Origin of the sequence: Rhizobium sp. TH2, from assembly GCF_024707525.1 — a bacterium.
Classification (GTDB): Bacteria; Pseudomonadota; Alphaproteobacteria; order Rhizobiales; family Rhizobiaceae; genus Rhizobium_E.
The window spans coordinates 1,664,897-1,689,117 of the sequence record NZ_CP062231.1; the positions used below are offsets into that span (position 1 = coordinate 1,664,897).

Here is a 24,221-nt window from a genome sequence, read left to right on the forward strand (position 1 = left end):
TGAGCAAACTATCGCCCCATGATTTCCCGCTCCAGCCGGTCGATACAATCGATGACGCTGGGCGGCGTGTTGAGGGCGCGAATCTCGTCGGGCGTGAACCAGCCGGCATCGGCCGCATCGTCGCGCGCCTCGGCGATCTCGTCGGGGCTCGCTTCGACGAGAAAGACGGTGAGATGGAAATGCCGGCCGGGGTTTTCGGCCTGGAGATCGTAGAAGGCGAATTGGCGCGGTGAATGCGCCGTGATGCCGGTCTCTTCTTCGAATTCGCGCAGCGCAGTCTGATCCGGCGTCTCGCCCGGCTCGGCGCGGCCGCCCGGAAAGGCATACATATCAAACGACGGCGGGTTTCGGCGGCGGATGAGCAGGATCCGGCCATCGCGGATGAGGATTGCGGAGGATGCGGCTTCGGGCGTCATGTCGACCTTGAATCAATTCCTTGAGACATTGACGCAACCCCTTGCCGATGCCAAGTAATCTCTCATGTGTGGACGTTTTGCGCTGACGGCGACACCCGATGCCGTACAGGAATTGCTGTCGATCCTGGATCTGGAAGAGTTTCCGGCACGCTACAATATTGCCCCGACCCAGCCGATCCTCGCGGTGATCGAAGGCGAGCGGCCGGAGCCGGGTTCGAACCTGCCGGCGCGCCGGGCATTGCTGTTGCGCTGGGGTTTCATGCCGGGCTGGGTGAAGGATCCCAAGGAATTCCCACTGCTGATCAATGCGCGTTCCGAGACGGCAATCGGCAAGGCGAGCTTTCGCGCCGCCATGCGTCACCGCCGCATCCTGATCCCCGCATCCGGCTTCTACGAATGGCGGCGGCCGGAAAAGGGTTCGAAAGAGAAGAGCCAAGCCTATTGGGTGCGCCCGAAGCACGGCGGTATCGTGGCTTTTGCCGGACTGATGGAGACATGGTCGTCCGCCGACGGTTCGGAGGTCGATACCGGTGCAATCCTCACGGCGGATGCGACGCCGGGTTTTCGCGCCATCCACGACCGTATGCCCGTCGTCATCGCGCCCGAGGATTTCACCCGCTGGCTCGACTGCAAGACGCAGGAACCGCGTGAGGTCGCCGACCTGATGGTGACGCCGCAGCCGGATCTGTTCGAGGCCATTCCGGTCTCCGACCTGGTCAACAAGGTCGCCAACACCGGGCCGGAACTGATACTGCTTTTCACGCCCCAGCCCGCCCCGCCGCCGGCGCCGAAAAAGGCGGCCGGGGGCAATGCCGGCCAACTCGATCTGTTCTAGGAAACGATATCATGTACCAGCCGCCACTGTTCAGGGAAGAACGTCTCGAAGTGCTCCACGGGCTGATGCGGGCGCATCCGTTCGGTCTCATCATTTCGGCCGGGTCGGATGGGGAGCCGGTGGCCAATGCCATTCCGCTGCTGCTCGACCCTTCCACGGGCGAGAAAGGCATGCTGCGCGGCCATCTCGCGCGTGCCAATCCGCACTGGAAACTGCTCGCCGAGACCGGCAAGGCGCTGGTTGTGTTCCAGGGGCCGTACAGCTACGTGACGCCATCCTGGTACGAGACCAAGAAGGAGACCGGCAAGGTCGTGCCGACCTGGAACTATGTGATCGTGCAGGCGCGCGGGACGGTGAAAATTCACGAGGACGCGGGCTGGCTGCGGACCCATGTCGGTGCGCTCTCCGATGCGCATGAGGAGGGCAGGGCCGATCCCTGGGCGGTGTCCGATGCCCCGGAGAGTTTCATCGACAGCCAGATCAAAGGGATCGTCGGCTTCGAGATCGAGATTTCCAGCCTCGAAGGCAAATGGAAGGTGAGCCAGAACCGCCCGGTGCCGGACCGGGTTGGCGTGGTGGAGGGACTGACCACCGACGACCGCGAGGCCAACGCCGAGATGGTGAAGCTGGTGAAGCAATATGGCGGGCTGAGCTAAGGCCGTCATGATTCGCAAACTCAACCGTGCACGCCCCACCCTTTGCGCGCTCTTCGCGACCCTCATCCTCTCATTCATGCCAATGGAGCCCGCGATGTCCGGAGCCAGGGAAGACCAGCTTTTCGTTGCGGCGGAAAAGGACGATGCCGCCGCCATCAAATCCCTGCTTTCGGATGGCGCCCAGATCGATGCCCGCGATAGCCAAGGACGCACGGCGCTGCTGGCAGCCACCCATGCCAACAATATCGCTGCCGCCAAGGCGCTGATCGAGGCGGGCGCCGACGTCAACGCCAAGGACGACATCAACGACAGCCCCTATCTCTATGCCGGCGCGCGCGGGCATCTCGAAATCCTCAAACAGACGCTTGCCCATGGCGCTGATCTCAAGAGCACCAACCGCTACGGCGGCACGGCGCTGATTCCGGCTGCCGAGCGCGGCCATGTCGAGACGGTGCGGACATTGATCGAGGCGGGCGTCGATATCGACCATGTCAACAATCTCGGCTGGACGGCGCTGCTCGAAGCCGTGATCCTCGGCGATGGCGGTCAGCGCCATGTCGAGATCGTCAAACTGCTGGTCGATGCGGGCGCCAATATCGGCATCGCCGACAAGGATGGTGTGACGGCGCTGGAACATGCGCGTTCGCGGGGATTTAACGAGATGGTGGCGATTTTGGAGACGGCGGGTCGCTAGAGCGCTTCATTGTTAAATGGAATCAGTTCTGTTGGCTCAAACGGAGTCGGATGGTCGACCGGCCGGCGCGTGTCGTAGCCAAAGCTCTACGGCCAAGCCGGCCGGTCGATCAGGCGGCCCGTTTCAGCCAACCCGAAGGGCCGGGCATCTTTCCGCCAGGCCCTGCGGCGCCGGCCTCGGCCGTACCTGAGGGTACGACGCTCGCCCGCCGCCTTGGTCCTGACGAAAACCTGCTCCGGCAGAACTGCTTCCATTTAACAATGAAACGCTCTAGGCGTCGCCTTCGCTTTCCGCGATTTTATTCTGAATGCCGCCAATCAGCTTCCGCAACAGGCCTGCAAGCGCTTTCCGTTCCCCGGCATCCAGCACATCAAGGAATTTCAGCTCACTCGCCATGTCCGTGCGGAACGCCTCCTCAGCAAGCGCGATGCCCTTGTCCGTCAGCGCCACCAGCATGCTGCGGCCGTCATGCGGCGACTTCTCGCGGCGGATGAGGCCGGCCTTTTCCAGCCGGTCGAGGCGGTGGGTGAGGCCGCCGGATGAAATCATCAAGGACGTGTACATGTCGGTGGGGGTGAGCCGATAGGGCGTGCCTGAGCGGCGCAGTGTGGCAATGACGTCGAACTCGCCACGGTCGAGATCGAAACCTGCGAAGGTCGCCTCGATCGAGGGACGAACCATGTTGGTGATCCGCATGGCGCGGCCGAGGATCGCCATCGGTTCGGTATTGAGGTCGGGCAGTTCGCGCGCCCATTGGCCGCGCAGACGATCGACATGATCCTGCTCTTCGCCAGCAATTTTGTCCGCCATCTTCTATCACCGTACTCTAAGGATGCAAAAAATATACACGGAATCAGTGGCTTGGTAAATATATCTTCCCATAAAGATATTTACCTTGACGAGAAGATAGTTTTCGCCAATATATCTTCTCATCAAGATAGTTTTACCAACCAGTCGATAGGAGGTCGTGCAATGTTCATGGTCCACCGCCATCAGGAACCGCAGGCCGGTCAAAGCCGCACGGTACGCTTCGAGGGCCGCGATTTCGGCGGCCAGGTCTCGCTGTTCCTTGTCGATGCCGAGCCGGGCAGGGGGTCGGCGCTGCATGTGCACCCCTATACCGAGACCTGGGTCGTCCGGAAAGGCGAGGCGGAGTTCACCGTAGGCGGCGAACAGACGCGCGCCTATCCCGGCGACATCGTGGTCGCCGCCGCCAATATTCCGCATCGTTTCGAGAATGTCGGGGACGATAGACTCGAAATCGTCTGCATTCATGCGAACGACACGATCGTGCAGGAACTTGTCCAAGTCTGATTTGAAGAGAGGAGAATTGATATGCCCAAGATGATTTTCGTAAACCTGCCCGTGAAGGATCTCGCGGCATCGACCCGCTTCTATGAGGCGATCGGCTGCACCAGGAACGAACAGTTCAGCGACGGCAATGCTTCATGCATGGTCTGGTCGGACTCGATCAGCTTCATGCTTCTGGTCGAGCCCTATTTCTCGACCTTCATCTCACGGCCGATCGCCGACGCGCAGGCCACCTGCCAGGTGCTGCTGGCGATTTCGATGGACAGCCGCGCAGATGTGGATGCCATCGCCGAAGCCGCAGCCAGCGCCGGCGGCAAGGCCGATATCCGCGATCCCATGGATCTCGGCTTCATGTATAACCGCGCTTTCCAGGATCCGAACGGCCATGTTTTCGAAGCCGCACATATGGACATGAGCGGCATGCCGGGCGAGTGACTGGATCGCTTCTCCCCTTGGGGAGAAGGCGGCGCGAAGCGCCGGATGAGGGGTTCTTGGCCCCTTACTCTGCGCTTCGCGCAACCCCTCATCTGCCCTTCGAGCATCTTCTCCCCAAGGGGAGAAGCGGGAGGCTGCAGCATGGACTTGCGTCCGAGACTGTGCTTGGAAGGCCGTCCACTCGAATCCTGAAGATTCCCGCATGCCGCTTCTCTCCGCCTTCGTCTCCGGCCTTTTGCTCGGAGCTTCCCTGATCATCGCCATCGGCGCCCAGAATGCCTTCATCCTGAGGCAGGGACTGTTGCGCCAGCATGTGTTCATCCTCTGCCTGATCTGCGCGGCATCGGACGCCGCACTGATCGTGCTTGGCGTCGGCGGGCTGGGTGCGCTGATCTCGCAAGCGCCAGTGCTGATAACGGTCGTCACCATCGGCGGCGTGGTGTTTCTTGGTGCCTACGCAGTGATCGCCTTCCGACGGGCCTTGCATCCGGCAGTGATGAATGCGGCTGAGACACAGACCGGCAGCCTGAAGGCCGCGATTGCCGCGTGCCTCGCCTTCACCTTCCTCAATCCGCATGTCTATCTGGATACGGTCGTGCTGCTCGGCGGCCTGTCTGCCCGTTTCGAAGGGGCAGGGCGGATCGCCTATGGCGCGGGGGCCGCGCTGGCGTCCTTCATCTGGTTCTTCGGCCTGGGCTATGGCGCCCGCCTGCTCGAACCCGTCTTCGCCAGACCCGCCGCCTGGCGGGTACTCGATGTCGTGATCGGCCTCGTCATGTCCGGCCTGGCGACCAGCCTTGCCGTGACGCTTTTTTAAGCGGCGGCGATCTTGCGGGCAGGCTTCTTCGCCGCTTCGTCCGCGACTTTTCCGGCGCGCAGCATCAGGGCCGCGGCAAGCAGGTGACGGGGACCGATGGGGCGATAATTCGACACCAGGTCGTTAAGGTTTTGTTTACGTTTTTCAATCTTTTGCATGATAGTCCCTCATCCAATCTGTGAACTGTTCCCGAAGGCCCCTTATGCCGCTTGGAATTGGACGAAACCATGACGGCGGGATAAAAAGTCCGGGTTGAAATCATCATTAGCGGACGCCACCAGAAAATCTGTTACCGAAGTGACACACAATCTACGGCGGCGGTCTTGACCGAAACCGAAGAAAGCGCGATACAACACGCATGAAAACGATGATCTGCATTTGCCGGAACATTATTCGCTAGCCCACACGCTGGCCCGGCCGTTTTCGTCTCCTGACATGACAAGAGCTCAAAACGCCCCGGCCGACCGGGTGATGAAGTTTGGCATGGATATTTGGGAGTGACTGATGGGTGCGACCCCCGAGCTCAGGTTCTACAACACGCTCACGCGCGAAAAATCGGCGTTCACACCGATCGACGCCAAGGATGTGCGCATGTATGTCTGCGGCCCCACCGTCTATGATTTCGCCCATATCGGCAATGCCCGCCCGGCCATCGTCTTCGATGTGCTGTTCCGGCTGCTGAGGCATGTCTATGGCGCGGACCACGTCACCTATGCGCGCAACATCACCGACGTCGATGACAAGATCAACGCGCGGGCGCTGCGCGATTACCCCGGCATGGAGCTCAATGCCGCGATCCGGCTGGTGACGGAAAAGACCTACGACCAGTACCAGAAGGATGTGAAGGCACTCGGCTGCCTGGAGCCGAGCGCCCAGCCGCGCGCCACCGAGCACATCGGCAAGATGGTGGAGATCAACCAGCGGCTGATCGATCGCGGCCATGCCTATGTCGCCACCGGCGCCGAGGGCAGGGAGGTCTTATTCTCCACCGGCTCGATGGCCGACTACGGCCAGCTGTCCAAGCGCAAGCTGGAGGACCAGCAGGCCGGCGCGCGCGTGGCCGTCGAGGCGCACAAGAAGAACCCGGCAGATTTCGTGCTATGGAAGGAATCCGCTGGCGACCAGCCCGGCTGGCCCGCCGAGCATGTCGTGGATGGCGAGAAAATCGCGATCCACGGCCGCCCCGGCTGGCATATCGAATGCTCGGCCATGTCCGAGGTCCATCTCGGCGAGGTCTTCGACATCCATGGCGGCGGGCTCGACCTGATCTTCCCGCACCATGAAAACGAGATTGCCCAATCGCGTTGCGCCTATGGGCACGACGTGATGGCCAATGTCTGGATGCACAACGGCTTCCTTCAGGTCGAAGGCAGGAAGATGTCGAAGTCCGAGGGCAATTTCGTCACGATCCATGAATTGCTGGAGACGGAGACATTTGGTGGTCGCAAGTGGCCGGGCGAGGTGCTGAGGTTGGCGATGCTGATGACGCATTATCGCGAGCCGATCGATTTCACCGTTGATAAATTGTTGGAAGCAAGGCGTACGCTCGCTAAGTTTTCCCGATGGTCTAATTTGGACGATCAAGTTGGCTACGGCCCGGAATACGATCACATCGCGCCGCACCCGGACGTCGTGGCTGCCTTGTCAGACGATCTAAATGTACCAGCAGCCATCAAGTCTCTACACGAACAACACAGCTATCTGAGCGATCGGGCCAATCAAGGAACTATGAAGCACGAAGAGCGGTGGTCGCAATACCGCCAATCACTTCGTTTGTTGGGGTTCAAGGCCGAAGCAGACAAGGTCGAGGCTGCCGTGGCCGACGGCCTTGATGCCATTATCCAGACGCGGCTCGAAATGTTGAACGCGAAGAACTTCGCCGAAGCCGACAAGATTCGCGACGACCTACTAACCAAGGGCATCCAACTCAAGGACGGCAAGGATCCAGCGACCGGCGAGCGCGTGACGACATGGGAGGTGAAGCGGTGATGGCTTGTGGACTTGATACCCCCCTCTGCCCTGCCGGGCATCTCCCCCTTGAGGGGGAGATGTCACGAAGTGACAGAGGGGGGTATGCCCCGAATGGAGGCGGCCAATGACCATCGACCAACCCATGTCCGGCGGCTGCCAGTGTGGCGCGGTGCGCTTCACCGCCGGCAAGCTCGGCCGGCCCTCGATCTGCCATTGCCGCATGTGCCAGAAGGCATTCGGTGGGTTCTTCGGGCCGCTGGTTACCGCTGATCCGGCGCATCTCGAATGGACGCGCGGCGCACCGACGCTGTTCCGCTCCTCGGCGAAGATCTGGCGCGGCTTCTGCGCCAAATGCGGCACGCCTTTGACCTATCAGATGAGAGAGGGCGTCGAACTTGCGATCGGCGCCTTCGACCATCCCGAACGGCTGGAGCCGCAAATCCAGGTCAACCACAAGAAACGGCTGCCGTGGATCGACCATCTGTTCGACCAGCCGGTGCTCGACAATCCCGAGGTGGAGGCCGCCCACGCGGCGATCGAGAGTTGGCAGCACCCGGATCATAATACCGACAAATGGCCGGAGGACGCGACGTGAAGAAGACCCCGCCCCAAACCCCTCCCCACAAGGGGGAGGGGCTTAATCTGCCGCCCCCTCTGCGATCGAACCTTACCGTTTCCGCAAGAGCGGACGTTGCTTTGCACTATGCGGCCGCCACACGTTGGCCCCTCCCCCTTGTGGGGAGGGGTTTCGGGGCGGGGTTCTACTACAAGGAAGCCGCAAATGTCTGACCACATCTACAACGGCGGCTGCCAGTGCGGCGCCATCCGCTTCCGGGTCGAGGGCGAGCTCAAGGATCCATCGATCTGCCATTGCCGAATGTGCCAGAAGGCGTTCGGGAATTTCTATGCGCCGCTGGTTTCGGTCACGCATGTCAAGTTCGGCTGGACGCGCGGGCGGCCGAAATATTTCCACTCCTCCAACCACGTGAAGCGCGGCTTCTGCGAGAATTGCGGCACGCCGCTGACCTATGAGGGGCCCGACGGAACGGGTCTTGCGATCGGTGCCTTCGACGAGCCCGGCCGGCTGCCACCGCTCACCCAGTTCGGCGTCGAGGCCAAAATCGCCTATGTCGATCATCTCCATGCACTGCCCGAGCGCGACACGATGGATGATCTCGAGGCCGCGCCTTTCCTGGCCGACATCGTCAATTACCAGCACCCCGACCACGACACCAAGGACTGGACGGCGAGACCCGCGGACGAGCCCGATCACTGGCGGCCGACGGAGCAGGGCGTATGAGCTTTTCCGGCGGATGCCAGTGCGGGGCGGTGCGCTACCGGGCGGCGAAGGCGCCGTCCGAGCCACACCTCTGTCATTGCCGCATGTGCCAGAAGGCGGCCGGCAATTACTTCATGCCGCTCGGGGGGGTGATGCACGAGGATTTCGAGATCACGCGCGGTGAGGTGGCCTGGTTCCACTCGTCCGATATCGTGCGGCGCGGTTTTTGTGCCCACTGTGGCACGCCGCTGATCTATGAAACGATCGGCGGGGAGCATGTGGCGATCACGCTCGGCTCGCTCGACCGGCCGCAGGATGTGCCGCCGGTCGCTCATTCCGACGCCTATGCCCGCATGCCGTGGTTCGACGCACTTTTCAGCCTTCCCGAGGAAGGCGCCAAGGACGCGACGGATGGCGGCGGTGAGCACTACCAAGAGATCCGCAACAGTAATCATCAGCATCCGGACCATGACACATCCGTTTGGCCCGAGGAGAATGAGCCATGAGACTGCGCACCCTTTATCCCGAAATCGAAGCTTATGAGACCGGCTTTCTCGACACCGGCGACGGACATCAGGTCTATTACGAGCGTTCCGGAACCAAGGGTGCGAAGCCGGCCGTGTTCCTGCATGGCGGGCCGGGCGGTGGCTTCTCGGCCAAGCATCGCCAGCTTTTCGACCCCAAGCTCTATGACGTGATGTTGTTCGACCAGCGCGGCTGCGGCAAATCCACGCCGAACGCCTCGCTCGACAACAACACGACCTGGGATCTGGTAGCCGACATCGAAAAGCTCAGGGAAAAGATGGGCGTCGATAAATGGCTGGTCTTCGGCGGCTCCTGGGGATCGACGCTGGCGCTCGCCTATGCCGAGAAGCATCCGGATCATGTGAGCGAACTCGTGGTGCGTGGCATCTACACGCTGACCAAAGGCGAGCTCGACTGGTATTATCAGTTCGGCGTCTCCGAGATGTTTCCCGACAAGTGGGAGCGCTTCCTCGCGCCGATTCCCGAGAGTGAGCGCCATGACATGATGGGTGCCTATCGCAAGCGGCTGGTCGGCACCGATCGTGACAAGCAGGTGGAAGCCGCCCGCGCGTGGAGCCTCTGGGAAGGCGAGACGATCACGCTGCTGCCCGAGCCCGAGACATCCGACAAGTTCGGCGAGGACGATTTCGCCATCGCCTTTGCCCGTATCGAGAACCATTATTTCGTCCACGCCGGCTGGATGGACGAGGGGCAATTGCTGCGCGATGCACATAAGCTTCAAGACATTCCGGGCACGATCGTGCATGGCCGCTACGACATGCCGTGCCCGGCGAGATATGCATGGGCGCTGCACAAGGCCTGGCCGAAGGCGGACTTCCGGCTGATCGAGGGGGCGGGGCACGCTTATTCCGAGCCGGGGATTTTGGATGCGCTGATCGAGGCGACGGATAAATATGCGGGGAAGGTGGGGTAAAAGCCCCTCATCTGCCTGCCGGCATCTTCTCCCCGCAGGCCGGGAGAAGGGACTTGTGGCACGGTTAGTACCTCTAGCGTCCCCTCTCCCCGTCCTTACGGGGAGAGGGCTAGGGTGAGGGGCAGCCCTGGAATGCAAAGTTGAACTTGGACATACGACATGGCACGTGAACGCATCTACCTCTTCGACACCACCTTGCGCGATGGGCAGCAGACGCCCGGCGTGGATTTTTCCGTCGAGGACAAGATCGCCATCGCCTCTATGCTGGATGAGTTCGGTCTCGACTATGTCGAAGGCGGCTATCCAGGCGCCAACCCCACCGACACCAAGTTCTTCGAGAAGAAGGCCACCAAAAAGGCGTCCTTTGTCGCCTTCGGCATGACCAAGCGCGCCGGAATCTCCGTGTCAAACGATCCCGGCATGGCCTTGCTTTTGCAGGCGAAATCGGACGCCATCTGTTATGTCGCCAAGAGCTGGGATTACCATGTGAAGGTCGCGCTTGGCTGTACCAACGAGGAAAATCTCGAAAGCATCGACGAGTCGGTAAAGGCGGCGACCGGCGCGGCTAAGGAAGCGCTGGTCGATTGCGAGCATTTCTTCGACGGCTACAAGGCCAATCCGGTTTACGCGCTCGCCTGCGCGAAGACCGCGTATCAGGCAGGCGCCCGCTGGGTCGTGCTCTGCGACACCAATGGCGGCACGCAGCCGTCGGAGGTGCGCGACATCGTTTCGGCGGTGATCGCCGCGGGCGTGCCGGGCGACCATCTCGGCATCCATGCGCATAATGACACGGGCCAGGCCGTCGCCAATTCGCTCGCCGCGATCGACGCCGGCGCGCGGCAGGTGCAGGGCACTCTGAACGGCATCGGCGAGCGTTGCGGCAATGCCAATCTGGTCACCATCATCCCGACTTTGGTGCTGAAGCCCGCCTTCAACACGCGCTTCGAGACCGGCATCGATGCCGAGAAGCTGCAGGGCCTGACCCAGCTCGCGCATTCGTTCGACGAATTGCTCAATCGTTCGCCCGATCATCAGGCGCCCTATGTCGGCGCCTCGGCCTTCGCGACCAAGGCCGGCATCCATGCCTCGGCGCTGCTCAAGGACCCGCGCACCTATGAGCACGTGCCGCCGGAAACGGTGGGCAACCTGCGCAAGGTCATGGTGTCGGACCAAGGCGGCAAGTCGAACTTCATCAACGCGCTAAAGCGGCGCGGCATTATTGTCTCCAAGGACGATCCGAAGCTCGACGCGCTGATCTCGATCGTCAAGGAACGCGAGGCAACCGGCTATGCCTATGAAGGCGCCGATGCGAGCTTCGAGATGCTGGCGCGCCGGACGCTCGGCTCGGTGCCGGATTTTTTCCGCGTCGATGGCTTCCGCGTGATGGTCGAGCGCCGCTTCGACGCCAATGGCAACCTCAAGACCGTGTCGGAAGCGGTGGTAAAGGTGGAGATCGACGGTGAGATGACCATGTCGGTCGCCGAAAGCGTTCACGGCCCGGTCAACGCGCTCGACATCGCGCTGCGCAAGGATCTCGGCAAATACCAGGCCGAGATCGGCGACCTCGTTCTGGTGGACTTCAAGGTGCGCATCCTCAACGGCTCGACGGCGGCCATCACCCGCGTGCTGATCGAATCGACCGATGCATCCGGCGCGCGCTGGTGGACGGTGGGTGTTTCGGACAACATCATCGATGCGTCATTCCAGGCGCTGATGGACAGTATCATCTACAAGCTGATGAAGAACCGGGATCAGGCAGGGCAGATCGCGGCGGAGTGAATAGCTTCTTGATGTAGAGATGCAACGACGTCGGGGATGACTCTTCACGCCGCGTTCACGGATACGTGTACGCAATACTTGATTAACCCTGAAACTCCCAGGCGGGCTAACCCGTAGCTACGCTTGCGACGCCATAAGGTGCGCTCGATTTGGCCAGCTCTTGCCGTGACGGCAGGGGCCCGCTCTCTGGGAGAATCCGATGACCAAACAGAACGCCAGGAAGAACATCAACCAGACTTATGCCTTCGACATTTCGGTCGATGATCCGGTCAACAGGGATTTGAAGGCCGGCGATGACACGGTTCAGGTCGATGCGAGGAACAATGTCGAACAGGTGCGCCTGACCTTCACCAGCAGCGAGGTCGGCAATGATTTCGCAAACGATAGCGGCATGCTGGCCAACCAGGATGGTGGATTGGCCGTCCGCATGCAGCGGGAAACCGGCACGACCGACGTTCTGGCGGGCGTGGCCAGCCGTTTCGACGACGAGGGCATTACTTTCGAAAGCAAGGGCAAATTCACCTTCGACGTGCGCGACCTCGTCAGCGGCGTGCAGCGCGGCGACCAGTTCGATACCGTGGTTCTCGGAACCCTTGGAAATGACGTTCTCAACGAGAGCGGCGAAAAAGAGCGCTATTACATCAATGGCGGCATGGGCAATGATGTGATCACCGGCGGCCGCAAGGACGATTTCCTGGTCGGCGGTGCCGGAAACGACAGGCTCAATGGCGGCAATGGCCATGATTCCTTCATTGGCGGCGGCGGCAATGATACGATCGTCGGCGGAGCCGGCAACGATCTGGCTATCTTCACGACGGCCACCGATGGCACCGATAGCGTCAATCTCGGAGCGGGTGACGATACCGTCAACGTCGCCGCACCGCTCGCAGCAAGCCAGGTCCGGCTGACCTTCACCAGCAGCGAGGTCGGCAATGACAGTGCCAATGACAGCGGAACGATGACCAATCAGGATGCCGGTCTGGCCGTGCGTCTGCAGGTCGAGGACGGCCTTGGTGGTCTCACTGGCACGATCAGCCGCTTCGACGACGAAGGCATGACCTTCATGAGCACAACCGCCGGCGTGACGTTCGACGTCCGCGACCTTGTCAGTGGCGCGGCGCGGGGCGATCTGTTCACCGCGGTCAAGCTCGGTACATCAGGCAATGACGACCTCGGCGGAAACAGCGGCACACTCGTCTATTACATCAATGCCGGCGCGGGCGACGACACATTGACCGGCGATACCGGCAACGACTTCCTGGTCGGCGGCGTTGGCAACGACACCATCAATGGCGGGATCGGCTCCGATTCCTTCATTGGCGGCGCGGGCCTCGATACGTTCGTCTTCACCGATGTCACCGGCAACGATACGATCATCGACTTCGTGTCGGGCACGGACAAGATCGACCTGAGCGATTACGGCATCGACTTTGCCGACGTTTCCTTCGGCACCGCTGGCAGCGATACGGTGGTCAGCGTCGATACGGACGGTGGCACGGATTTCCAGATAACCCTGAAGAACGTGGCCGCTCCGGTCGAGGCGGACTTCGTGTTCTAAAGCAAATGCCGTGCCGTCGTGTAAGTCGGCGGCGCGGCATATTGTGGTTGCCTTTATCGCCTCATGAAACACTTGAGACGTGGCATCTAGCGCGGCAGGAGCCGCTGAAGAAGCGTCATGAGGGATTGCAGAGTGGACGTGCGCGCTCCTACGCTCCCTGCGTATTGAACCGGTGGACCGTCCTTGCGCACCGGCAAATCATCGAAAGGCATCCGATATCGCGTGTTCAGGCATTCGGCATGTGCTTCGACATCAAGCCAGTTCGAGGTCCCGAACACCACGCCCGGAAGCTGGACTTGCCCAAGGAACGTCTGCACATCAAGCGCAAGTTCGCTGAGTTTCCACGGGGCACTCGGCATCGCGCAGAGCTCATATGCGTGGAGCTTCCCCGAACCGCGATGAACGTCGCTCCAGTCGAAGACATAGCATCCGCGCTCTGCGAGTTCGTAGACGGAATCATCTCCAAATCCACCAACCCGGATCAATTCGCCGCGTGGAGGCGGATCGCCAAAACGGCCTCCAAGATCTTTCTGTTCATAGCCTTCGTAGTCGAGAAAAGCCTTCGCAATCGGCCCTTCGCCCGCCGAGAAAAATACGCCGACCTGGCCGATGCTGTCGGTCGCCGCCCACATGACATCATATTGCTCGGGGTAGCCTTGTGCGGTCATCAGGCCCTCACTGCCTGGAGAATGGATCGAAGAATTTGGCGCCGGTTCGGACGATATCGAGGGTATTCCTCGTGACGAGTGTCAGCTCTCGTACAATCGCTGTCGCCGCCAGCAAACCATCAATAAAGGGCAGGGGATCAGGAACGCTGAGCCTTGCCCATTGATCGGCGATAGCTTCATCTATCGGCAGAACACGATCGGCGAGACCACTTCGCATTTGTTCGAACCATGCATCCAGGGCCTTTGCCTGTGAGGGATCATGCCGGCGCTTGAGTTCTATGCCGCGCCGGATTTCGGCGAGCACGACGACGCTCGTTCCCATGTCCCGGACATCGGTGGCGTTGACCCAGGCAATCACGTTGGGATGCGCGCGGTGGGTCTTCCGGATTTCCGAGATGATGTTGGTGTCGAGCAGGAACTTCAAAGCTCGACCTCACGCCAACCGACCTGACGCGGTTGGTCGAGGATTTCGTGGAATGCTGTGTCCGACAAATCCGATCCGAACACGTCGAAGGCATTTCGGGGAGCGGCGTCGGGCAACAGTTCCGCGATGACCTTGCGCAGGCGGCTGGCCTCCTCGGTCTCTGATCGAAGGGTTTCGGCGACGGCGCGGATGAGCGCGGTGTCATGCGCATGCGCCTGGACCTCGATCCGCGCGAGACCGCGTGCCTTGGCGCGTTCGCGATGAACTTTCGATGCTTTTCGTTGTGCCTGGTTCATGGCAATGCCTCGGTGACCTATCGCCGGTTATATCACCGGCGACAGATCTTGCCTAGAGGTTATCACTGCATCAAACCACCGGCGGGTTCAGCCGCGCAAACCCTTCCTGCCGGTGATACGGAAAGTGAGGGTAGGGCGCCGTCACCGCACTTGCCTTGTCCAGCCGCACGATCTGGTCCGCCGTCAGCGCCCAGCCGATGGCGCCGAGGTTCTGGCGGAGTTGCTCCTCGTTGCGGGCGCCGATGATGACCGAGGAAACGGTCGGGCGGGTGGTGAGCCAGTTAAGCGCCACCTGCGGCACGGTCTTGCCAGTCTCGGCGGCCACTTCGTCCAGCGCATCCACGATGTCGTAGAGCTTTTCGTCATCGACCGGCGGGCCGAAGCTTGCGGTGTCGTTGAGGCGGCTGCCTTCGGGCAAGGGCTGGCCACGGCGGATTTTTCCGGTCAGGCGGCCCCAGCCGAGTGGGCTCCAGACCAGCGCGCCGAGGCCCTGGTCCAGGCCAAGTGGCATCAGGTCCCATTCGTAATCGCGGCCGACCAGCGAGTAATAGACCTGGTTGGCGACGTAGCGCGGCCAGCCGTGCTTGTCGGCCGCCGTTAGCGATTTCATGATCTGCCAACCCGAGAAATTGGAGACGCCGACATAGCGGACCTTGCCGGATCGGATGAGCATGTCGAGGGTCGCCAGCACCTCTTCGACCGGGGTGAAGGCGTCGAAGGCGTGGAGTTGCAGGAGGTCGATATAGTCGGTGCCGAGACGGCGGAGTGCATCCTCGGTTGCCTTGATCAGGCGTGAGCGGGATGAGCCGGCGTCGTTGGGGCCGTCGCCCATGGGGAGCGAAGTCTTGGTCGAGATCAGCACCTGGTCGCGGCGGCCCTTGATCGCCTCACCGAGAACCTCTTCCGATGCGCCGTTCGAGTAGACGTCCGCTGTATCGAAGAGATTGACGCCGGCTTCGAGGCAGATGTCCACCAGCCGGCGCGCTTCCGCCGCATCAGAATTGCCCCAGTGGCCGAAGAGCGGGCCGGAGCCGCCGAACGTGCCGGCGCCGAAGCTGAGGACGGGAACTTTGAGGCCCGAGGCCCCGAGACGACGATATTCCATGGCTTTTGTCCTTTCGAATGAGCGAGGTTATTCGGCGGCGACCGGAACCAACCGGCTGCGGTCAGTGCGCAGCGCGACGACCGTGATTGCGATGGCTGCGAGCGGAAAGGCGGCGGCGACCAGCGGCGTATAAGCGAGGCCGGGGCCGTGTTTGATGGTCATACCGCCCGCCCAGGCGCCGATCGCGTTGCCGAGATTGAAAGCTGCGATATTGAGGCTTGAGGCGAGGCTCTGGCCAGCGCCTTCGGCTTTCTGCAGCACCCAGATCTGGAGGGGCGCGACGGTCGCGAAGGCCGTAGCGCCGAGCAGGCCCGTGAAGACGATGGCCGCGATCTTGTCATGCAGCGCGAAGGTCATCAGGCCGAGCGTCAGCGTCAGCGCAATCAGCGTGCCGAAGATGGCGCTGACGATATTGCGATCGGCAAGCTTGCCGCCGAGCAGGTTGCCCAGCACGAGCCCACCGCCGAAGACCAGCAGGATCGGCGAGACAGCGGCATCGGAGAAGCCGGTGATTTCGGTCAGCGCCGGAGCGATATAGGTAAAGACGGCGAACACGCCGGCATAGCCGAGAACCGTCATGGCGAGCCCGAGCAGGACCGGGCCGCGTGCCATGGCACGGAGATCGGCGCGCCAGTCGCTGGCTTCCGGCGCGGATTTATCCCGGGGAACGAAGGCGGCGATGATGGCGAGCGCTGTTATGCCGATGGCGGTCACGGCCCAGAACGTGGTGCGCCAGCCGAACTGCTGGCCGAGCCAGGTGCCGGCGGGGACGCCGAGGATGTTGGCGACGGTCAGGCCGGTGAACATCACGGCAATGGCGGTGGCCTTCTTGTCCGGCGCGACGAGATTGGTCGCGACGACCGAGCCGACGCCGAAGAAGGTGCCGTGCGCAAGCGCGGTCAGCAGGCGCGCGGCCATCAGCAGCTCATAGGTCGGTGCCAGCGCACAGGCGAGATTGCCGAGAGTGAAGATGGCCATCAGGCCGATCAGCACGGATTTGCGCGGCCAGCGGCTGGTGAGCGCAGTCAGAAGCGGCGCGCCGACGACGACGCCCAGCGCATAGCCCGAGATCAGCAGGCCGGCGGCGGCGATGGTGACGTTGAGATCCTGGCTGACATCGATGAGCAGGCCCATGATGACGAATTCGGTGACGCCGATGCCGAAGGCGCCGGCGGTGAGGGCATAAAGAGCGAGGGGCATAGTGGGCACTCGGCGAACGATTGACGATGGCACTGAGATAGACACGCCACAGCTTGTGAACTAGGATGCGTTTGGGAAAAGGATTTGTGAGTTCAATTCACGAAATGGCACGCATCGACATCAACCGCTCCGGCGAGATGGAAGTCTTCACCCGCGTCGTGGAGCTAGGCGGCTTCTCGGTGGCCGCGCGCGAATTGCGCATGACGCCCTCGGCGGTGAGCAAGCTCGTCAGCCGGCTCGAAGCGCGGCTCGGCACGCGGCTTGTCAATCGCACGACGCGCAAGCTCGAACTGACGCCCGAAGGCGCGGCGTTCCACGAGAAGGCTTTGCGGATTCTTGCTGATATGGAAGAGGCCGAAAGCAGTGCCGCGTCCTCCGATCAACCGGTGGGCAAGATCAGGATCAATACCAGCGCCTCCTACGGCACGCATATCCTGGCGCCGATTCTTGCCGGGTTCCTGGCGCGCTATCCCGGCACGTCGGTTGATCTGATCCAGACGGACAAGATTGTCGATCTGGTGGCGGATCGCACCGATATCGCCATCCGTGCCGGTGAACTCGTGAGTTCGACGCTGCTGGCCCGTAAGCTCGGCGAGACCCGGCTGCTGGTGGTCGCGTCCCCGGACTATCTCGAGCGCGCGGGCCGGCCTACGACACTTGCCGAGGTCAACAAGCTGAATCGGCTGGGCTTCAGCTATGTCAGGCATGCCGAGGGCTGGCGCGTTGAGGAAGATGGCGAGATCGAACTGATCTCTGCCAAATCGAGAGTTCAGGCCAGCGATGGCGAGGCATTGCGGCACCAGGCGCTCAACGGCGTAGGCATGGCCCGGCTCGCGGCATTCTGCGTGCGATCCGACATGGCGGCGGGAAGACTGGTGGAGGTGTTGCCCGAGCGGATGGTGGCTGAGACCGAGGCTTTCCACGCCGTCTATGTCGGGCAGGGCGGTCCTTTGCCTGTGCGGGTTCGGGTCATGCTCGATTATCTGGCGGAGCATGGCCGGGTCGAATGAACGTACGCGCTCACTTTCCATATCTTGATTCAGCCATCAGCCGAATGAATTGGTCGCCTGACCGAGGATAACGTAAACCGCCGCTTTCGGAGGAATGCGGATATGGCGGCGACGGATTCGGCTCAGAAGCCGGTGATCGGCAACGAAGACACGACCGCCGGCTTTGCCTACGCGACCGCAGTGTACCTGCTCTGGGGTGCTCTGCCGCTCTATCTCAAGATGGTCAGCCACATTCCCGCGATGGAAGTCGTCGCCCACCGGGTTATCTGGTCGCTGCCGATCGCGGCGGCCGCCCTGATGCTGCGCGGGCGGCTGGGCGATATCTGGCCGATGATCCGCAACCCGCAGAAGCTCGCCATGGGCATGCTGACCGCTTCGCTGATCACGGCCAACTGGTTGACCTATGTCTATGCGATCGGCTCGGGCCACACGGTCGAGGCGGCGCTCGGCTATTATATCAATCCGCTGATCTCGGTGATCATCGCGGCAGTGGTCCTCAAGGAGCGGCTCAAGCCTGGGCAGATGGTCGCTGTCGGCTTTGCCGTCGTCGCGGTGGCGATCCTCGCCTGGGACGCGGGCGGCCTGCCATGGATCTCGCTGACGCTCGCCATCACCTGGGGCTTTTATGCATTGGCGCGCAAGGCACTGCCGCTCGGGCCAAATCAGGGTTTCTTCCTGGAAGTGCTGATCCTCACGGTGCCGGCGCTTGGCTATGTCATCTATGTCGAACGCGCCGGGATCGGCCATTTCCTCGGCGCCTTCGACGCCAACGATACATGGCTGCTGATGTTCGCTGGCGTGGCGACCGCGGTGCCTCTGATGCTCTACGCAAATGCGGCCAAGCTGCTGAGGCTCTCGACCATCGGCATCATGCAATATATCGCGCCGAGCTTCGTGTTCCTGATCGCGATCTTCATCTTCAAGGAGCCCTTTGGCTCGACCAAGCTCATCGCCTTCTGCTTCATCTGGGCAGCGCTGGTGATCTATTCGGTCTCGATGTACCGCGGACGCAAAAGCTGATTACATCTTCTCAAGCACGGCCGAGTCGCCCTCGCTTGCGGTCTTCGCGGCTTTGATAACAGCGGGCACGATGTCGTTGACGTCGTCGATCACCATTGGCTTGACGAGATGGGCGGTGTGGATGAAGCCTTCGCCCGACATGTGTTTGATCAATTCCATCATCGGGTTCCAGAAGCCGCCGATATTGGCGAAGACCATCGGCTTGCGGTGACGGCCGAGCTGGCCCCAGGTCATGATCTCGACGATCTCCTCCAAGGTGCCGATGCCGCCGGGCAGCGTCACGAACGCGTCCGAATGCTCGAACATCTTGTGCTTGCGTTCGTGCATGTCGCGCGTCACGATCAGTTCGGAGAGCGCGCCGAGCGAATGTTTCGACGCTTCCTTGTCCATCAGGAATTCCGGAATGATCCCGGTTACATGGCCGCCGTTCGATAGAACGCCCGATGACACGGCGCCCATGATGCCGCGCGTGCCGCCACCATAAATAAGCCTGAGGCCATGTTCAGCAATGGAACGACCGAGCGCGCGGCCTGCTTCCATATAGGCGGGATCGCGTCCCGGCTGGGAGCCGCAATAGACACAAATGGATCGAATCGGGATTTTTTTGTCTGACATGAGCCGAGATGACAAAGACCGCGCCCGTCCGTCAAGGTAAATACCATTAAAATGCCTGAGATTACGGGCATAATGGGCCTAAATGCTTGAGAAGCGCAGTGGAAAACGTTAGCAGTCGGGGAGGGGTTTTGGCGGGATTCTCACCGCCCGGAGATAGAATATGAAAAAAAGCGGCGCCATCGGGGTGGTAGTGGCAGTTCTCGCAGTGGCGGCACTGCTGATGTATTTTGTCGTCATGCCGCAAATGAAGGGCAGCAAGACCGTCGAGGACATTGCCAGGAAAGCCGGCGACACCGTCGAACAGGCCCAGAATGCCGTCAACGATGCCGGCAAGCAGGTCGAGGACGTCGCGAAGGGCACTGAAGAAGCCAAGGCCGCCTTTGTCTCCAAGATGGCGCGGCTGAAGGCCGATACCGAGGCCGCGACCGGCGAACTGCAGGCGCTGCTGGACAAAGGCACGCCGACTGCCGAAGAGATGGCCGCCGCCAAGGCGAAGATCGAAGCCGCGCTGAAACAGGCGAGCGACGTCAAGCTTCCCGAAGGCGTGGATGCCGCGACCGTGGCATTGGCCGGCAAGGCGAGCGAGAGCGCCAAGGCAGCGCTTGCGACACTTGAGAAACTGCCTGCCGATCCCGCCGCCGCCAAGGCCGCGATCGCCGACCTGAAGGCCGGCATCGAATCGGCCCTGCCGGGCGATACGGCGGCCAAACCGGCCGACGCAGCAAAGGACAGCACCGAGACGGCCAAGTTGACGCCCGATACGACGAATGCGGACGGTGCCAAGCAGGAAACCAACCCGGCGGTTCCTTCTTTCGATATCCTGCGCGTCGAGAAGGACGGTTCGACGTTGATCGCGGGCCGCGCCGAAGCCGGCTCCAAGGTCGATATCGTCGATGGCGACAAGTTGATCGCATCCGCGCAGGCCGACGATACCGGCGCGTTTGTCGCCGTGCTCGACAACCCGCTGGCTTCGGGCGACCATTCGATCGTGCTGAAGACAACATCCAAGGACGGCAAGTCCAACGCTTCGCAGGAAATCGCCACGGTCTCCGTTCCCAAGGACGGCAAGGGCGAACTGCTAGCCATGGTGACCAAACCGGGCGAAGCCTCCAAGATCCTTTCTATGCCCGAGGCGGACAAGACGATGGAAGTCGCGGCCAACAAGGGCGTGACGACGGAGCAGGCGAAGGCCGCCGATGGCGCCGTGACGACGCCGGACCTTCCCGCGCTGTCGACCGAGATCGCGCAAAATCCGCCCGTTGTCGCAACCGAAGACAAGGCGAAGGCCGAAGCGCAGGAAGTGGCAAAGGCCGATAGCGCGACACCAGTCGAAAGCGCCGCCAAGACCGCCGAACCCGCTGCCGCGCCGGAAGTGCTGGTCAGCGCCGTTGAGTTCGAAGGCGACAAGATCTTCATCGCCGGCAATACCAGGGCCGGGGCGACTGTTCGCGTCTATGCCGACGACAAGATCGTCGCGGAGGTCAAGGCCAACGAGAACGGCAGTTTCGTGGCCGATGCCAGGATGCCGCTCGCCGTGGGCAACCACACGATCCGCGCCGATGTGCTGAGCAGGGACGGCGCGAAGGTCGAGTTCCGGGCTTCGGTTCCGTTCTTCCGGCCCGAGGGCGATCTTGCCGTCGTCGCCAGCAAGGAGCCGGCGAAGAACGCGGCAACGGCCGTCGAGCCCACTGCCAACGGCGCTCTCGACACGGCGCGTGACGAGGCCGGCAAGGCGCTTGGCCTGCTCAAGGATCTCTATGCCGATGGCAAGACGCCGACGGCCGAAGAACTCGCAGCTGCGCGCTCCTCGACCGAGATAGCCCTGAAGCGCCTGTCTGAAGTGCGCGTCGCCGAAAACGCCGATGCCGCGCTCGCTGAAATGGCAAAGACCGTATCGCAGGAGGCCGAGAAGGCCCTGACGACGCTGAAGGCGCTGCCGCAGGATCCCGCCGCCGTCAAGTCGGCGCTGGGTTCGATCGAGCAGGGCGTCAGCTCCGCGCTCAAGCCGGCCACCGAGCTTGCAGCCAATACGACAATCAAGGAGCCGGTGACTGACACCGCCAAGCCGGCCGACGTTGCGACGTCCAAGGAGACGACAAGCGCGCCGGAAGACGGTTCGGTGGCATCCGACACCGCCCAGCCGGGCGAAATCAACGATCTCAAGAAAAAGGATACGCTCACCGCCGCCGAAGCCGCCAAGGACGACGCAACCAAGGACAAATCCGCCGATACCGCGACGACGGCGGTCAGCAACACCGCCGATGGCTCGGCTTCATCGACCGGGACGGAGGATGTGGCAGGCAAGCCTGCGCCGGACGCCACTCAGGAAGTCGCGACCGGCGACCAGCCGAAGGTCATCGAACAGGCGCCACTGACGCAGAGCGATGCTTCATCGGTGATCATCCGCCGCGGCGACACGCTCTGGCAGATTTCACGCCGCGTCTACGGCAAGGGTGTCCGCTACACCACGATCTATGTCGCCAACCAGGCGCAGATCACCGATCCGGACCGGATCATGCCGGGCCAGGTCTTCTCCATGCCGGGCAAGTGGCTGGATAATGCCGAGGAGCTCCACAAGGAGCGCCTACATCAGCACAAGAAGTGAGCCGGCAATTAATTTCGGCTTCTCGGTTGCGAATGTGTGGCCGGAAACCTATCTGACAGGGACTATCGCGGCGGTCCGGGGCGGATCGCCGCGCCTCATTTTGATCGACTTCCGGTGAATCCCCATGGCATCCGACGACAAAACCGTCTCCGCGGAATCGGGCAAGACGCTTCAGACCATCTATAATCTCTGGCCCTATATGTGGCCGGCGGACAGAATGGACCTGAAGATGCGGGTGGTCTGGGCCACGTTCTATCTTCTCCTGTCCAAGATCATCCTGCTGAGCGTTCCCTATTTCTTCAAATGGTCGACGGACGCGCTGAACGGCAAGATGGACCCGGTGGGCCTGCTGCCGACCTTCATGCTCGGCGCGCTGATGCTGGTCATCGCTTATAATGTGGCGCGGCTGGTGCAATGGGGACTCAACCAGCTCCGCGACGCGATGTTTGCCAGCGTCGGCCAATATGCCGTGCGCCAGCTCGCCTTCAAGACCTTCGTCCATCTCCACAGGTTGTCGCTGCGCTTCCACCTCGAGCGCCGCACCGGTGGCCTGTCCCGCGTCATAGAGCGCGGCACCAAGGGCATCGAGACGATCGTCCGCTTCACGATCCTCAACACCTTCCCGACACTGATCGAATTCGTGCTGACGGCGGCGATCTTCTGGTGGGGCTATGGCCTCTCCTATCTCGGCGTCACGGCCTTCACGGTGTGGATCTATATCTGGTTCACCATCCGGGCCAGCGACTGGCGGATCAACATCCGCCGCGACATGAACGACTCCGACACCGACGCCAATACCAAGGCGATCGACTCGCTGCTCAACTTCGAGACCGTCAAATATTTCGGCAACGAGGACATGGAGGCCAGGCGCTTCGACCAGTCGATGGCGAAATACGAGAAATCGGCGACGCAGGTCTGGACCTCGCTCGGCTGGCTGAACTTCGGCCAGGGCGTGATCTTCGGCATCGGCACGCTGGTCATGCTGGTCATGTCGGCGCTCGCCGTGCAGAACGGCACCCAGACGATCGGCGACTTCGTCTTCATCAATGCCATGCTGCTGCAGCTCTCGGTGCCGCTCAATTTCATCGGCTTCGTCTATCGCGAAATCCGCCAGGGCCTGACCGATATCGAGCAGATGTTCGACCTGCTGGAGGTCGATGCCGAAATCGAAGACGCGCCCGACGCGAAGGAATTGATCGCCGCCAAGGGTGCGATCTCGTTCAAGGACGTGCATTTCGCCTATGATCCGGCGCGGCAGATCCTCAAGGGCATTTCGTTCGACGTGCCGGCCGGGCACACGGTCGCCGTCGTCGGGCCGTCTGGTGCTGGCAAATCCACCATTTCGCGGCTTCTCTACCGCTTTTACGACGTGCAGAAGGGCTCGATCACCATCGACGGCCAGGACGTGCGCGGCGTGACGCAGAAGTCGCTGCGGTCGGCCATCGGCATGGTGCCGCAGGACACCGTGCTGTTCAACGACACGATCGCCTACAACATCCGTTACGGCCGGCCGTCCGCCACTGAGGCCGAGGTTGAGCAGGCAGCCGAGATCGCCCAGATCGGCAAATTCATCGACAGCCTCCCGGAAGGCTACAAGTCGATGGTTGGCGAGCGTGGTCTGAAGCTCTCGGGCGGCGAAAAGCAGCGCGTGGCAATCGCCCGCACGATCCTTAAGTCGCCGCCGATCCTGATCCTCGACGAGGCGACCTCGGCGCTCGACACCCATACCGAGCAGGAAATCCAGTCGGCACTGGATGTCGTGTCCAAGAACCGCACGACTCTGGTCATCGCCCACCGGCTTTCCACCGTGGTCAATGCCGACGAGATCATCGTGCTGAAGGACGGCGGCATCGCCGAACGCGGCAAGCACGCCGACCTCCTGGAAACCAACGGCCTCTACGCCCAGATGTGGAGCCGCCAGCGCGAGGCGAGCGAGGCCGAGGAGAAGCTCAAGAAGGTGCGCGAGGAAGACGATCTCGGCGTGATCGAGCGGAGAGCCCCGGCCGCCGAGTGAGGTTGTTGCTATTTTGTTCCGGGTTTGCTAGGGTGTCCTTATCAGCTGTTTTTT

Annotated in this window: 26 protein-coding genes; 17 read left to right on the forward strand and 9 right to left on the reverse strand. The window is 61.8% G+C overall.

Translation table 11 applies throughout. From position 1 onward, the window contains the following. Window positions 1-8: 8 nt before the first annotated feature. Window positions 9-416 (reverse strand): NUDIX hydrolase, encoded by a 408-nt coding sequence (locus IHQ71_RS08360; protein WP_258161478.1) that lies wholly within the window; start codon window positions 414-416, stop codon window positions 9-11. Between the two features lie 64 nt (window positions 417-480). Between IHQ71_RS08360 and IHQ71_RS08365 the strand changes: the two genes are divergently transcribed. The 3 genes from IHQ71_RS08365 (at window position 481) to IHQ71_RS08375 (ending at window position 2,601) form a co-directional block, all read left to right on the forward strand. Next, window positions 481-1,251: an SOS response-associated peptidase gene (locus IHQ71_RS08365; RefSeq protein WP_258161479.1), complete on the forward strand. Its 771-nt coding sequence runs from the start codon at window positions 481-483 to the stop codon at window positions 1,249-1,251. Window positions 1,252-1,262: 11 nt separating this feature from the next. Beyond that, on the forward strand, window positions 1,263-1,907 hold the full coding sequence (locus IHQ71_RS08370; RefSeq protein WP_258161480.1) for an FMN-binding negative transcriptional regulator: 645 nt from the start codon (window positions 1,263-1,265) through the stop codon (window positions 1,905-1,907). A gap of 94 nt (window positions 1,908-2,001) precedes the next feature. Further along, on the forward strand, window positions 2,002-2,601 hold the full coding sequence (locus IHQ71_RS08375; RefSeq protein WP_258161481.1) for an ankyrin repeat domain-containing protein: 600 nt from the start codon (window positions 2,002-2,004) through the stop codon (window positions 2,599-2,601). 270 nt (window positions 2,602-2,871) lie between these two features. Here IHQ71_RS08375 and IHQ71_RS08380 read toward each other — a convergent pair whose 3' ends face one another. Beyond that, on the reverse strand, window positions 2,872-3,411 hold the full coding sequence (locus tag IHQ71_RS08380; RefSeq protein ID WP_258161483.1) for a MarR family winged helix-turn-helix transcriptional regulator: 540 nt from the start codon (window positions 3,409-3,411) through the stop codon (window positions 2,872-2,874). Between the two features lie 162 nt (window positions 3,412-3,573). Here IHQ71_RS08380 and IHQ71_RS08385 point away from each other — a divergent pair, with 162 nt between their 5' ends. From IHQ71_RS08385 to IHQ71_RS08395, 3 genes are all read left to right on the forward strand, one after another. Further along, window positions 3,574-3,915 (forward strand): cupin domain-containing protein, encoded by a 342-nt coding sequence (locus IHQ71_RS08385; protein WP_258161484.1) that lies wholly within the window; start codon window positions 3,574-3,576, stop codon window positions 3,913-3,915. Window positions 3,916-3,936: 21 nt separating this feature from the next. Beyond that, entirely contained in the window at window positions 3,937-4,347 is a 411-nt protein-coding gene (locus IHQ71_RS08390; RefSeq protein WP_258161485.1) for a VOC family protein, read from the forward strand. A 202-nt stretch (window positions 4,348-4,549) separates the two neighbouring features. Beyond that, window positions 4,550-5,164 carry a LysE/ArgO family amino acid transporter gene (locus tag IHQ71_RS08395; RefSeq protein WP_258161486.1) on the forward strand — a complete coding sequence of 205 codons (615 nt, stop codon included), beginning with the start codon at window positions 4,550-4,552 and terminating at the stop codon, window positions 5,162-5,164. Here IHQ71_RS08395 and IHQ71_RS08400 read toward each other — a convergent pair. Continuing rightward, window positions 5,161-5,322: a hypothetical protein gene (locus IHQ71_RS08400; protein ID WP_258161488.1), complete on the reverse strand. Its 162-nt coding sequence runs from the start codon at window positions 5,320-5,322 to the stop codon at window positions 5,161-5,163. The genes IHQ71_RS08395 and IHQ71_RS08400 overlap by 4 nt on opposite strands. A 346-nt stretch (window positions 5,323-5,668) precedes the next feature. On the opposite strand from IHQ71_RS08400, the gene cysS reads away from it, so the two are divergent. The 7 genes from cysS to IHQ71_RS08435 all read left to right on the forward strand — a co-directional run bounded on the left by cysS (window position 5,669) and on the right by IHQ71_RS08435 (window position 13,210). Continuing rightward, on the forward strand, window positions 5,669-7,153 hold the full coding sequence (gene cysS / locus IHQ71_RS08405; protein ID WP_258161489.1) for a cysteine--tRNA ligase: 1,485 nt from the start codon (window positions 5,669-5,671) through the stop codon (window positions 7,151-7,153). Window positions 7,154-7,259: 106 nt separating this feature from the next. Next, complete coding sequence (locus IHQ71_RS08410) at window positions 7,260-7,730, forward strand: GFA family protein (protein ID WP_258161491.1); 471 nt, start codon at window positions 7,260-7,262, stop codon at window positions 7,728-7,730. Between the two features lie 186 nt (window positions 7,731-7,916). Continuing rightward, a complete protein-coding gene (locus tag IHQ71_RS08415) occupies window positions 7,917-8,435 on the forward strand; it encodes a GFA family protein (protein ID WP_258161493.1) in 519 nt (172 codons plus the stop codon). Then, window positions 8,432-8,920: a GFA family protein gene (locus IHQ71_RS08420; protein ID WP_258161494.1), complete on the forward strand. Its 489-nt coding sequence runs from the start codon at window positions 8,432-8,434 to the stop codon at window positions 8,918-8,920. The genes IHQ71_RS08415 and IHQ71_RS08420 overlap by 4 nt, the downstream gene beginning before the upstream one ends. Then, window positions 8,917-9,873, forward strand: coding sequence for a prolyl aminopeptidase (gene pip / locus IHQ71_RS08425; protein WP_258161495.1), 957 nt, complete (start codon window positions 8,917-8,919; stop codon window positions 9,871-9,873). The genes IHQ71_RS08420 and pip overlap by 4 nt, the downstream gene beginning before the upstream one ends. 159 nt (window positions 9,874-10,032) lie before the next feature. Beyond that, window positions 10,033-11,652 carry a citramalate synthase gene (gene cimA / locus IHQ71_RS08430; RefSeq protein WP_258161497.1) on the forward strand — a complete coding sequence of 540 codons (1,620 nt, stop codon included), beginning with the start codon at window positions 10,033-10,035 and terminating at the stop codon, window positions 11,650-11,652. A gap of 199 nt (window positions 11,653-11,851) precedes the next feature. Beyond that, complete coding sequence (locus IHQ71_RS08435; RefSeq protein ID WP_258161498.1) at window positions 11,852-13,210, forward strand: calcium-binding protein; 1,359 nt, start codon at window positions 11,852-11,854, stop codon at window positions 13,208-13,210. 86 nt (window positions 13,211-13,296) lie between these two features. Here IHQ71_RS08435 and IHQ71_RS08440 read toward each other — a convergent pair whose 3' ends face one another. The 5 genes from IHQ71_RS08440 to IHQ71_RS08460 all read right to left on the reverse strand — a co-directional run bounded on the left by IHQ71_RS08440 (window position 13,297) and on the right by IHQ71_RS08460 (window position 16,903). Continuing rightward, a complete protein-coding gene (locus tag IHQ71_RS08440) occupies window positions 13,297-13,878 on the reverse strand; it encodes a hypothetical protein (RefSeq protein ID WP_258161501.1) in 582 nt (193 codons plus the stop codon). A gap of 7 nt (window positions 13,879-13,885) precedes the next feature. After that, window positions 13,886-14,302, reverse strand: coding sequence for a type II toxin-antitoxin system VapC family toxin (locus tag IHQ71_RS08445; RefSeq protein ID WP_258161503.1), 417 nt, complete (start codon window positions 14,300-14,302; stop codon window positions 13,886-13,888). Further along, window positions 14,299-14,598, reverse strand: a complete 300-nt coding sequence (locus tag IHQ71_RS08450; protein WP_258161505.1) for a hypothetical protein — start codon at window positions 14,596-14,598, stop codon at window positions 14,299-14,301. The genes IHQ71_RS08445 and IHQ71_RS08450 overlap by 4 nt, the downstream gene beginning before the upstream one ends. A 70-nt stretch (window positions 14,599-14,668) precedes the next feature. After that, window positions 14,669-15,703 (reverse strand): aldo/keto reductase, encoded by a 1,035-nt coding sequence (locus IHQ71_RS08455; RefSeq protein WP_258161507.1) that lies wholly within the window; start codon window positions 15,701-15,703, stop codon window positions 14,669-14,671. A 27-nt stretch (window positions 15,704-15,730) separates the two neighbouring features. Then, window positions 15,731-16,903, reverse strand: a complete 1,173-nt coding sequence (locus IHQ71_RS08460) for an MFS transporter (protein WP_258161508.1) — start codon at window positions 16,901-16,903, stop codon at window positions 15,731-15,733. Between the two features lie 104 nt (window positions 16,904-17,007). Here IHQ71_RS08460 and IHQ71_RS08465 point away from each other — a divergent pair, with 104 nt between their 5' ends. After that, on the forward strand, window positions 17,008-17,913 hold the full coding sequence (locus IHQ71_RS08465) for a LysR family transcriptional regulator (protein WP_258162780.1): 906 nt from the start codon (window positions 17,008-17,010) through the stop codon (window positions 17,911-17,913). A gap of 102 nt (window positions 17,914-18,015) precedes the next feature. Next, window positions 18,016-18,933 carry an EamA family transporter RarD gene (gene rarD, locus IHQ71_RS08470; protein ID WP_258161510.1) on the forward strand — a complete coding sequence of 306 codons (918 nt, stop codon included), beginning with the start codon at window positions 18,016-18,018 and terminating at the stop codon, window positions 18,931-18,933. On the opposite strand, the gene IHQ71_RS08475 is transcribed toward rarD, so the two are convergent. Continuing rightward, entirely contained in the window at window positions 18,934-19,548 is a 615-nt protein-coding gene (locus tag IHQ71_RS08475; RefSeq protein ID WP_258161511.1) for a TIGR00730 family Rossman fold protein, read from the reverse strand. It abuts the gene before it with no gap. A 160-nt stretch (window positions 19,549-19,708) separates the two neighbouring features. On the opposite strand from IHQ71_RS08475, the gene IHQ71_RS08480 reads away from it, so the two are divergent. Both IHQ71_RS08480 and IHQ71_RS08485 read left to right on the forward strand, forming a co-directional pair. Beyond that, on the forward strand, window positions 19,709-22,153 hold the full coding sequence (locus IHQ71_RS08480) for a LysM peptidoglycan-binding domain-containing protein (protein ID WP_258161512.1): 2,445 nt from the start codon (window positions 19,709-19,711) through the stop codon (window positions 22,151-22,153). A 124-nt stretch (window positions 22,154-22,277) separates the two neighbouring features. Next, window positions 22,278-24,167 (forward strand): ABC transporter ATP-binding protein/permease, encoded by a 1,890-nt coding sequence (locus IHQ71_RS08485; RefSeq protein WP_258161513.1) that lies wholly within the window; start codon window positions 22,278-22,280, stop codon window positions 24,165-24,167. Window positions 24,168-24,221: the final 54 nt, after the last annotated feature.

Bases quoted from the DNA above. Each gene is read 5' to 3' on its own strand.
- IHQ71_RS08360 (WP_258161478.1), bottom strand. From the start codon at position 416: ATGACGCCCGAAGCCGCATCCTCCGCAATCCTCATCCGCGATGGCCGG.
- IHQ71_RS08365 (WP_258161479.1), top strand. From the start codon at position 481: ATGTGTGGACGTTTTGCGCTGACGGCGACACCCGATGCCGTACAGGAA.
- IHQ71_RS08370 (WP_258161480.1), top strand. From the start codon at position 1,263: ATGTACCAGCCGCCACTGTTCAGGGAAGAACGTCTCGAAGTGCTCCAC.
- IHQ71_RS08375 (WP_258161481.1), top strand. From the start codon at position 2,002: ATGTCCGGAGCCAGGGAAGACCAGCTTTTCGTTGCGGCGGAAAAGGAC.
- IHQ71_RS08380 (WP_258161483.1), bottom strand. From the start codon at position 3,411: ATGGCGGACAAAATTGCTGGCGAAGAGCAGGATCATGTCGATCGTCTG.
- IHQ71_RS08385 (WP_258161484.1), top strand. From the start codon at position 3,574: ATGTTCATGGTCCACCGCCATCAGGAACCGCAGGCCGGTCAAAGCCGC.
- IHQ71_RS08390 (WP_258161485.1), top strand. From the start codon at position 3,937: ATGCCCAAGATGATTTTCGTAAACCTGCCCGTGAAGGATCTCGCGGCA.
- IHQ71_RS08395 (WP_258161486.1), top strand. From the start codon at position 4,550: ATGCCGCTTCTCTCCGCCTTCGTCTCCGGCCTTTTGCTCGGAGCTTCC.
- IHQ71_RS08400 (WP_258161488.1), bottom strand. From the start codon at position 5,322: ATGCAAAAGATTGAAAAACGTAAACAAAACCTTAACGACCTGGTGTCG.
- cysS (WP_258161489.1), top strand. From the start codon at position 5,669: ATGGGTGCGACCCCCGAGCTCAGGTTCTACAACACGCTCACGCGCGAA.
- IHQ71_RS08410 (WP_258161491.1), top strand. From the start codon at position 7,260: ATGACCATCGACCAACCCATGTCCGGCGGCTGCCAGTGTGGCGCGGTG.
- IHQ71_RS08415 (WP_258161493.1), top strand. From the start codon at position 7,917: ATGTCTGACCACATCTACAACGGCGGCTGCCAGTGCGGCGCCATCCGC.
- IHQ71_RS08420 (WP_258161494.1), top strand. From the start codon at position 8,432: ATGAGCTTTTCCGGCGGATGCCAGTGCGGGGCGGTGCGCTACCGGGCG.
- pip (WP_258161495.1), top strand. From the start codon at position 8,917: ATGAGACTGCGCACCCTTTATCCCGAAATCGAAGCTTATGAGACCGGC.
- cimA (WP_258161497.1), top strand. From the start codon at position 10,033: ATGGCACGTGAACGCATCTACCTCTTCGACACCACCTTGCGCGATGGG.
- IHQ71_RS08435 (WP_258161498.1), top strand. From the start codon at position 11,852: ATGACCAAACAGAACGCCAGGAAGAACATCAACCAGACTTATGCCTTC.
- IHQ71_RS08440 (WP_258161501.1), bottom strand. From the start codon at position 13,878: ATGACCGCACAAGGCTACCCCGAGCAATATGATGTCATGTGGGCGGCG.
- IHQ71_RS08450 (WP_258161505.1), bottom strand. From the start codon at position 14,598: ATGAACCAGGCACAACGAAAAGCATCGAAAGTTCATCGCGAACGCGCC.
- IHQ71_RS08455 (WP_258161507.1), bottom strand. From the start codon at position 15,703: ATGGAATATCGTCGTCTCGGGGCCTCGGGCCTCAAAGTTCCCGTCCTC.
- IHQ71_RS08460 (WP_258161508.1), bottom strand. From the start codon at position 16,903: ATGCCCCTCGCTCTTTATGCCCTCACCGCCGGCGCCTTCGGCATCGGC.
- IHQ71_RS08465 (WP_258162780.1), top strand. From the start codon at position 17,008: ATGGCACGCATCGACATCAACCGCTCCGGCGAGATGGAAGTCTTCACC.
- rarD (WP_258161510.1), top strand. From the start codon at position 18,016: ATGGCGGCGACGGATTCGGCTCAGAAGCCGGTGATCGGCAACGAAGAC.
- IHQ71_RS08475 (WP_258161511.1), bottom strand. From the start codon at position 19,548: ATGTCAGACAAAAAAATCCCGATTCGATCCATTTGTGTCTATTGCGGC.
- IHQ71_RS08480 (WP_258161512.1), top strand. From the start codon at position 19,709: ATGAAAAAAAGCGGCGCCATCGGGGTGGTAGTGGCAGTTCTCGCAGTG.
- IHQ71_RS08485 (WP_258161513.1), top strand. From the start codon at position 22,278: ATGGCATCCGACGACAAAACCGTCTCCGCGGAATCGGGCAAGACGCTT.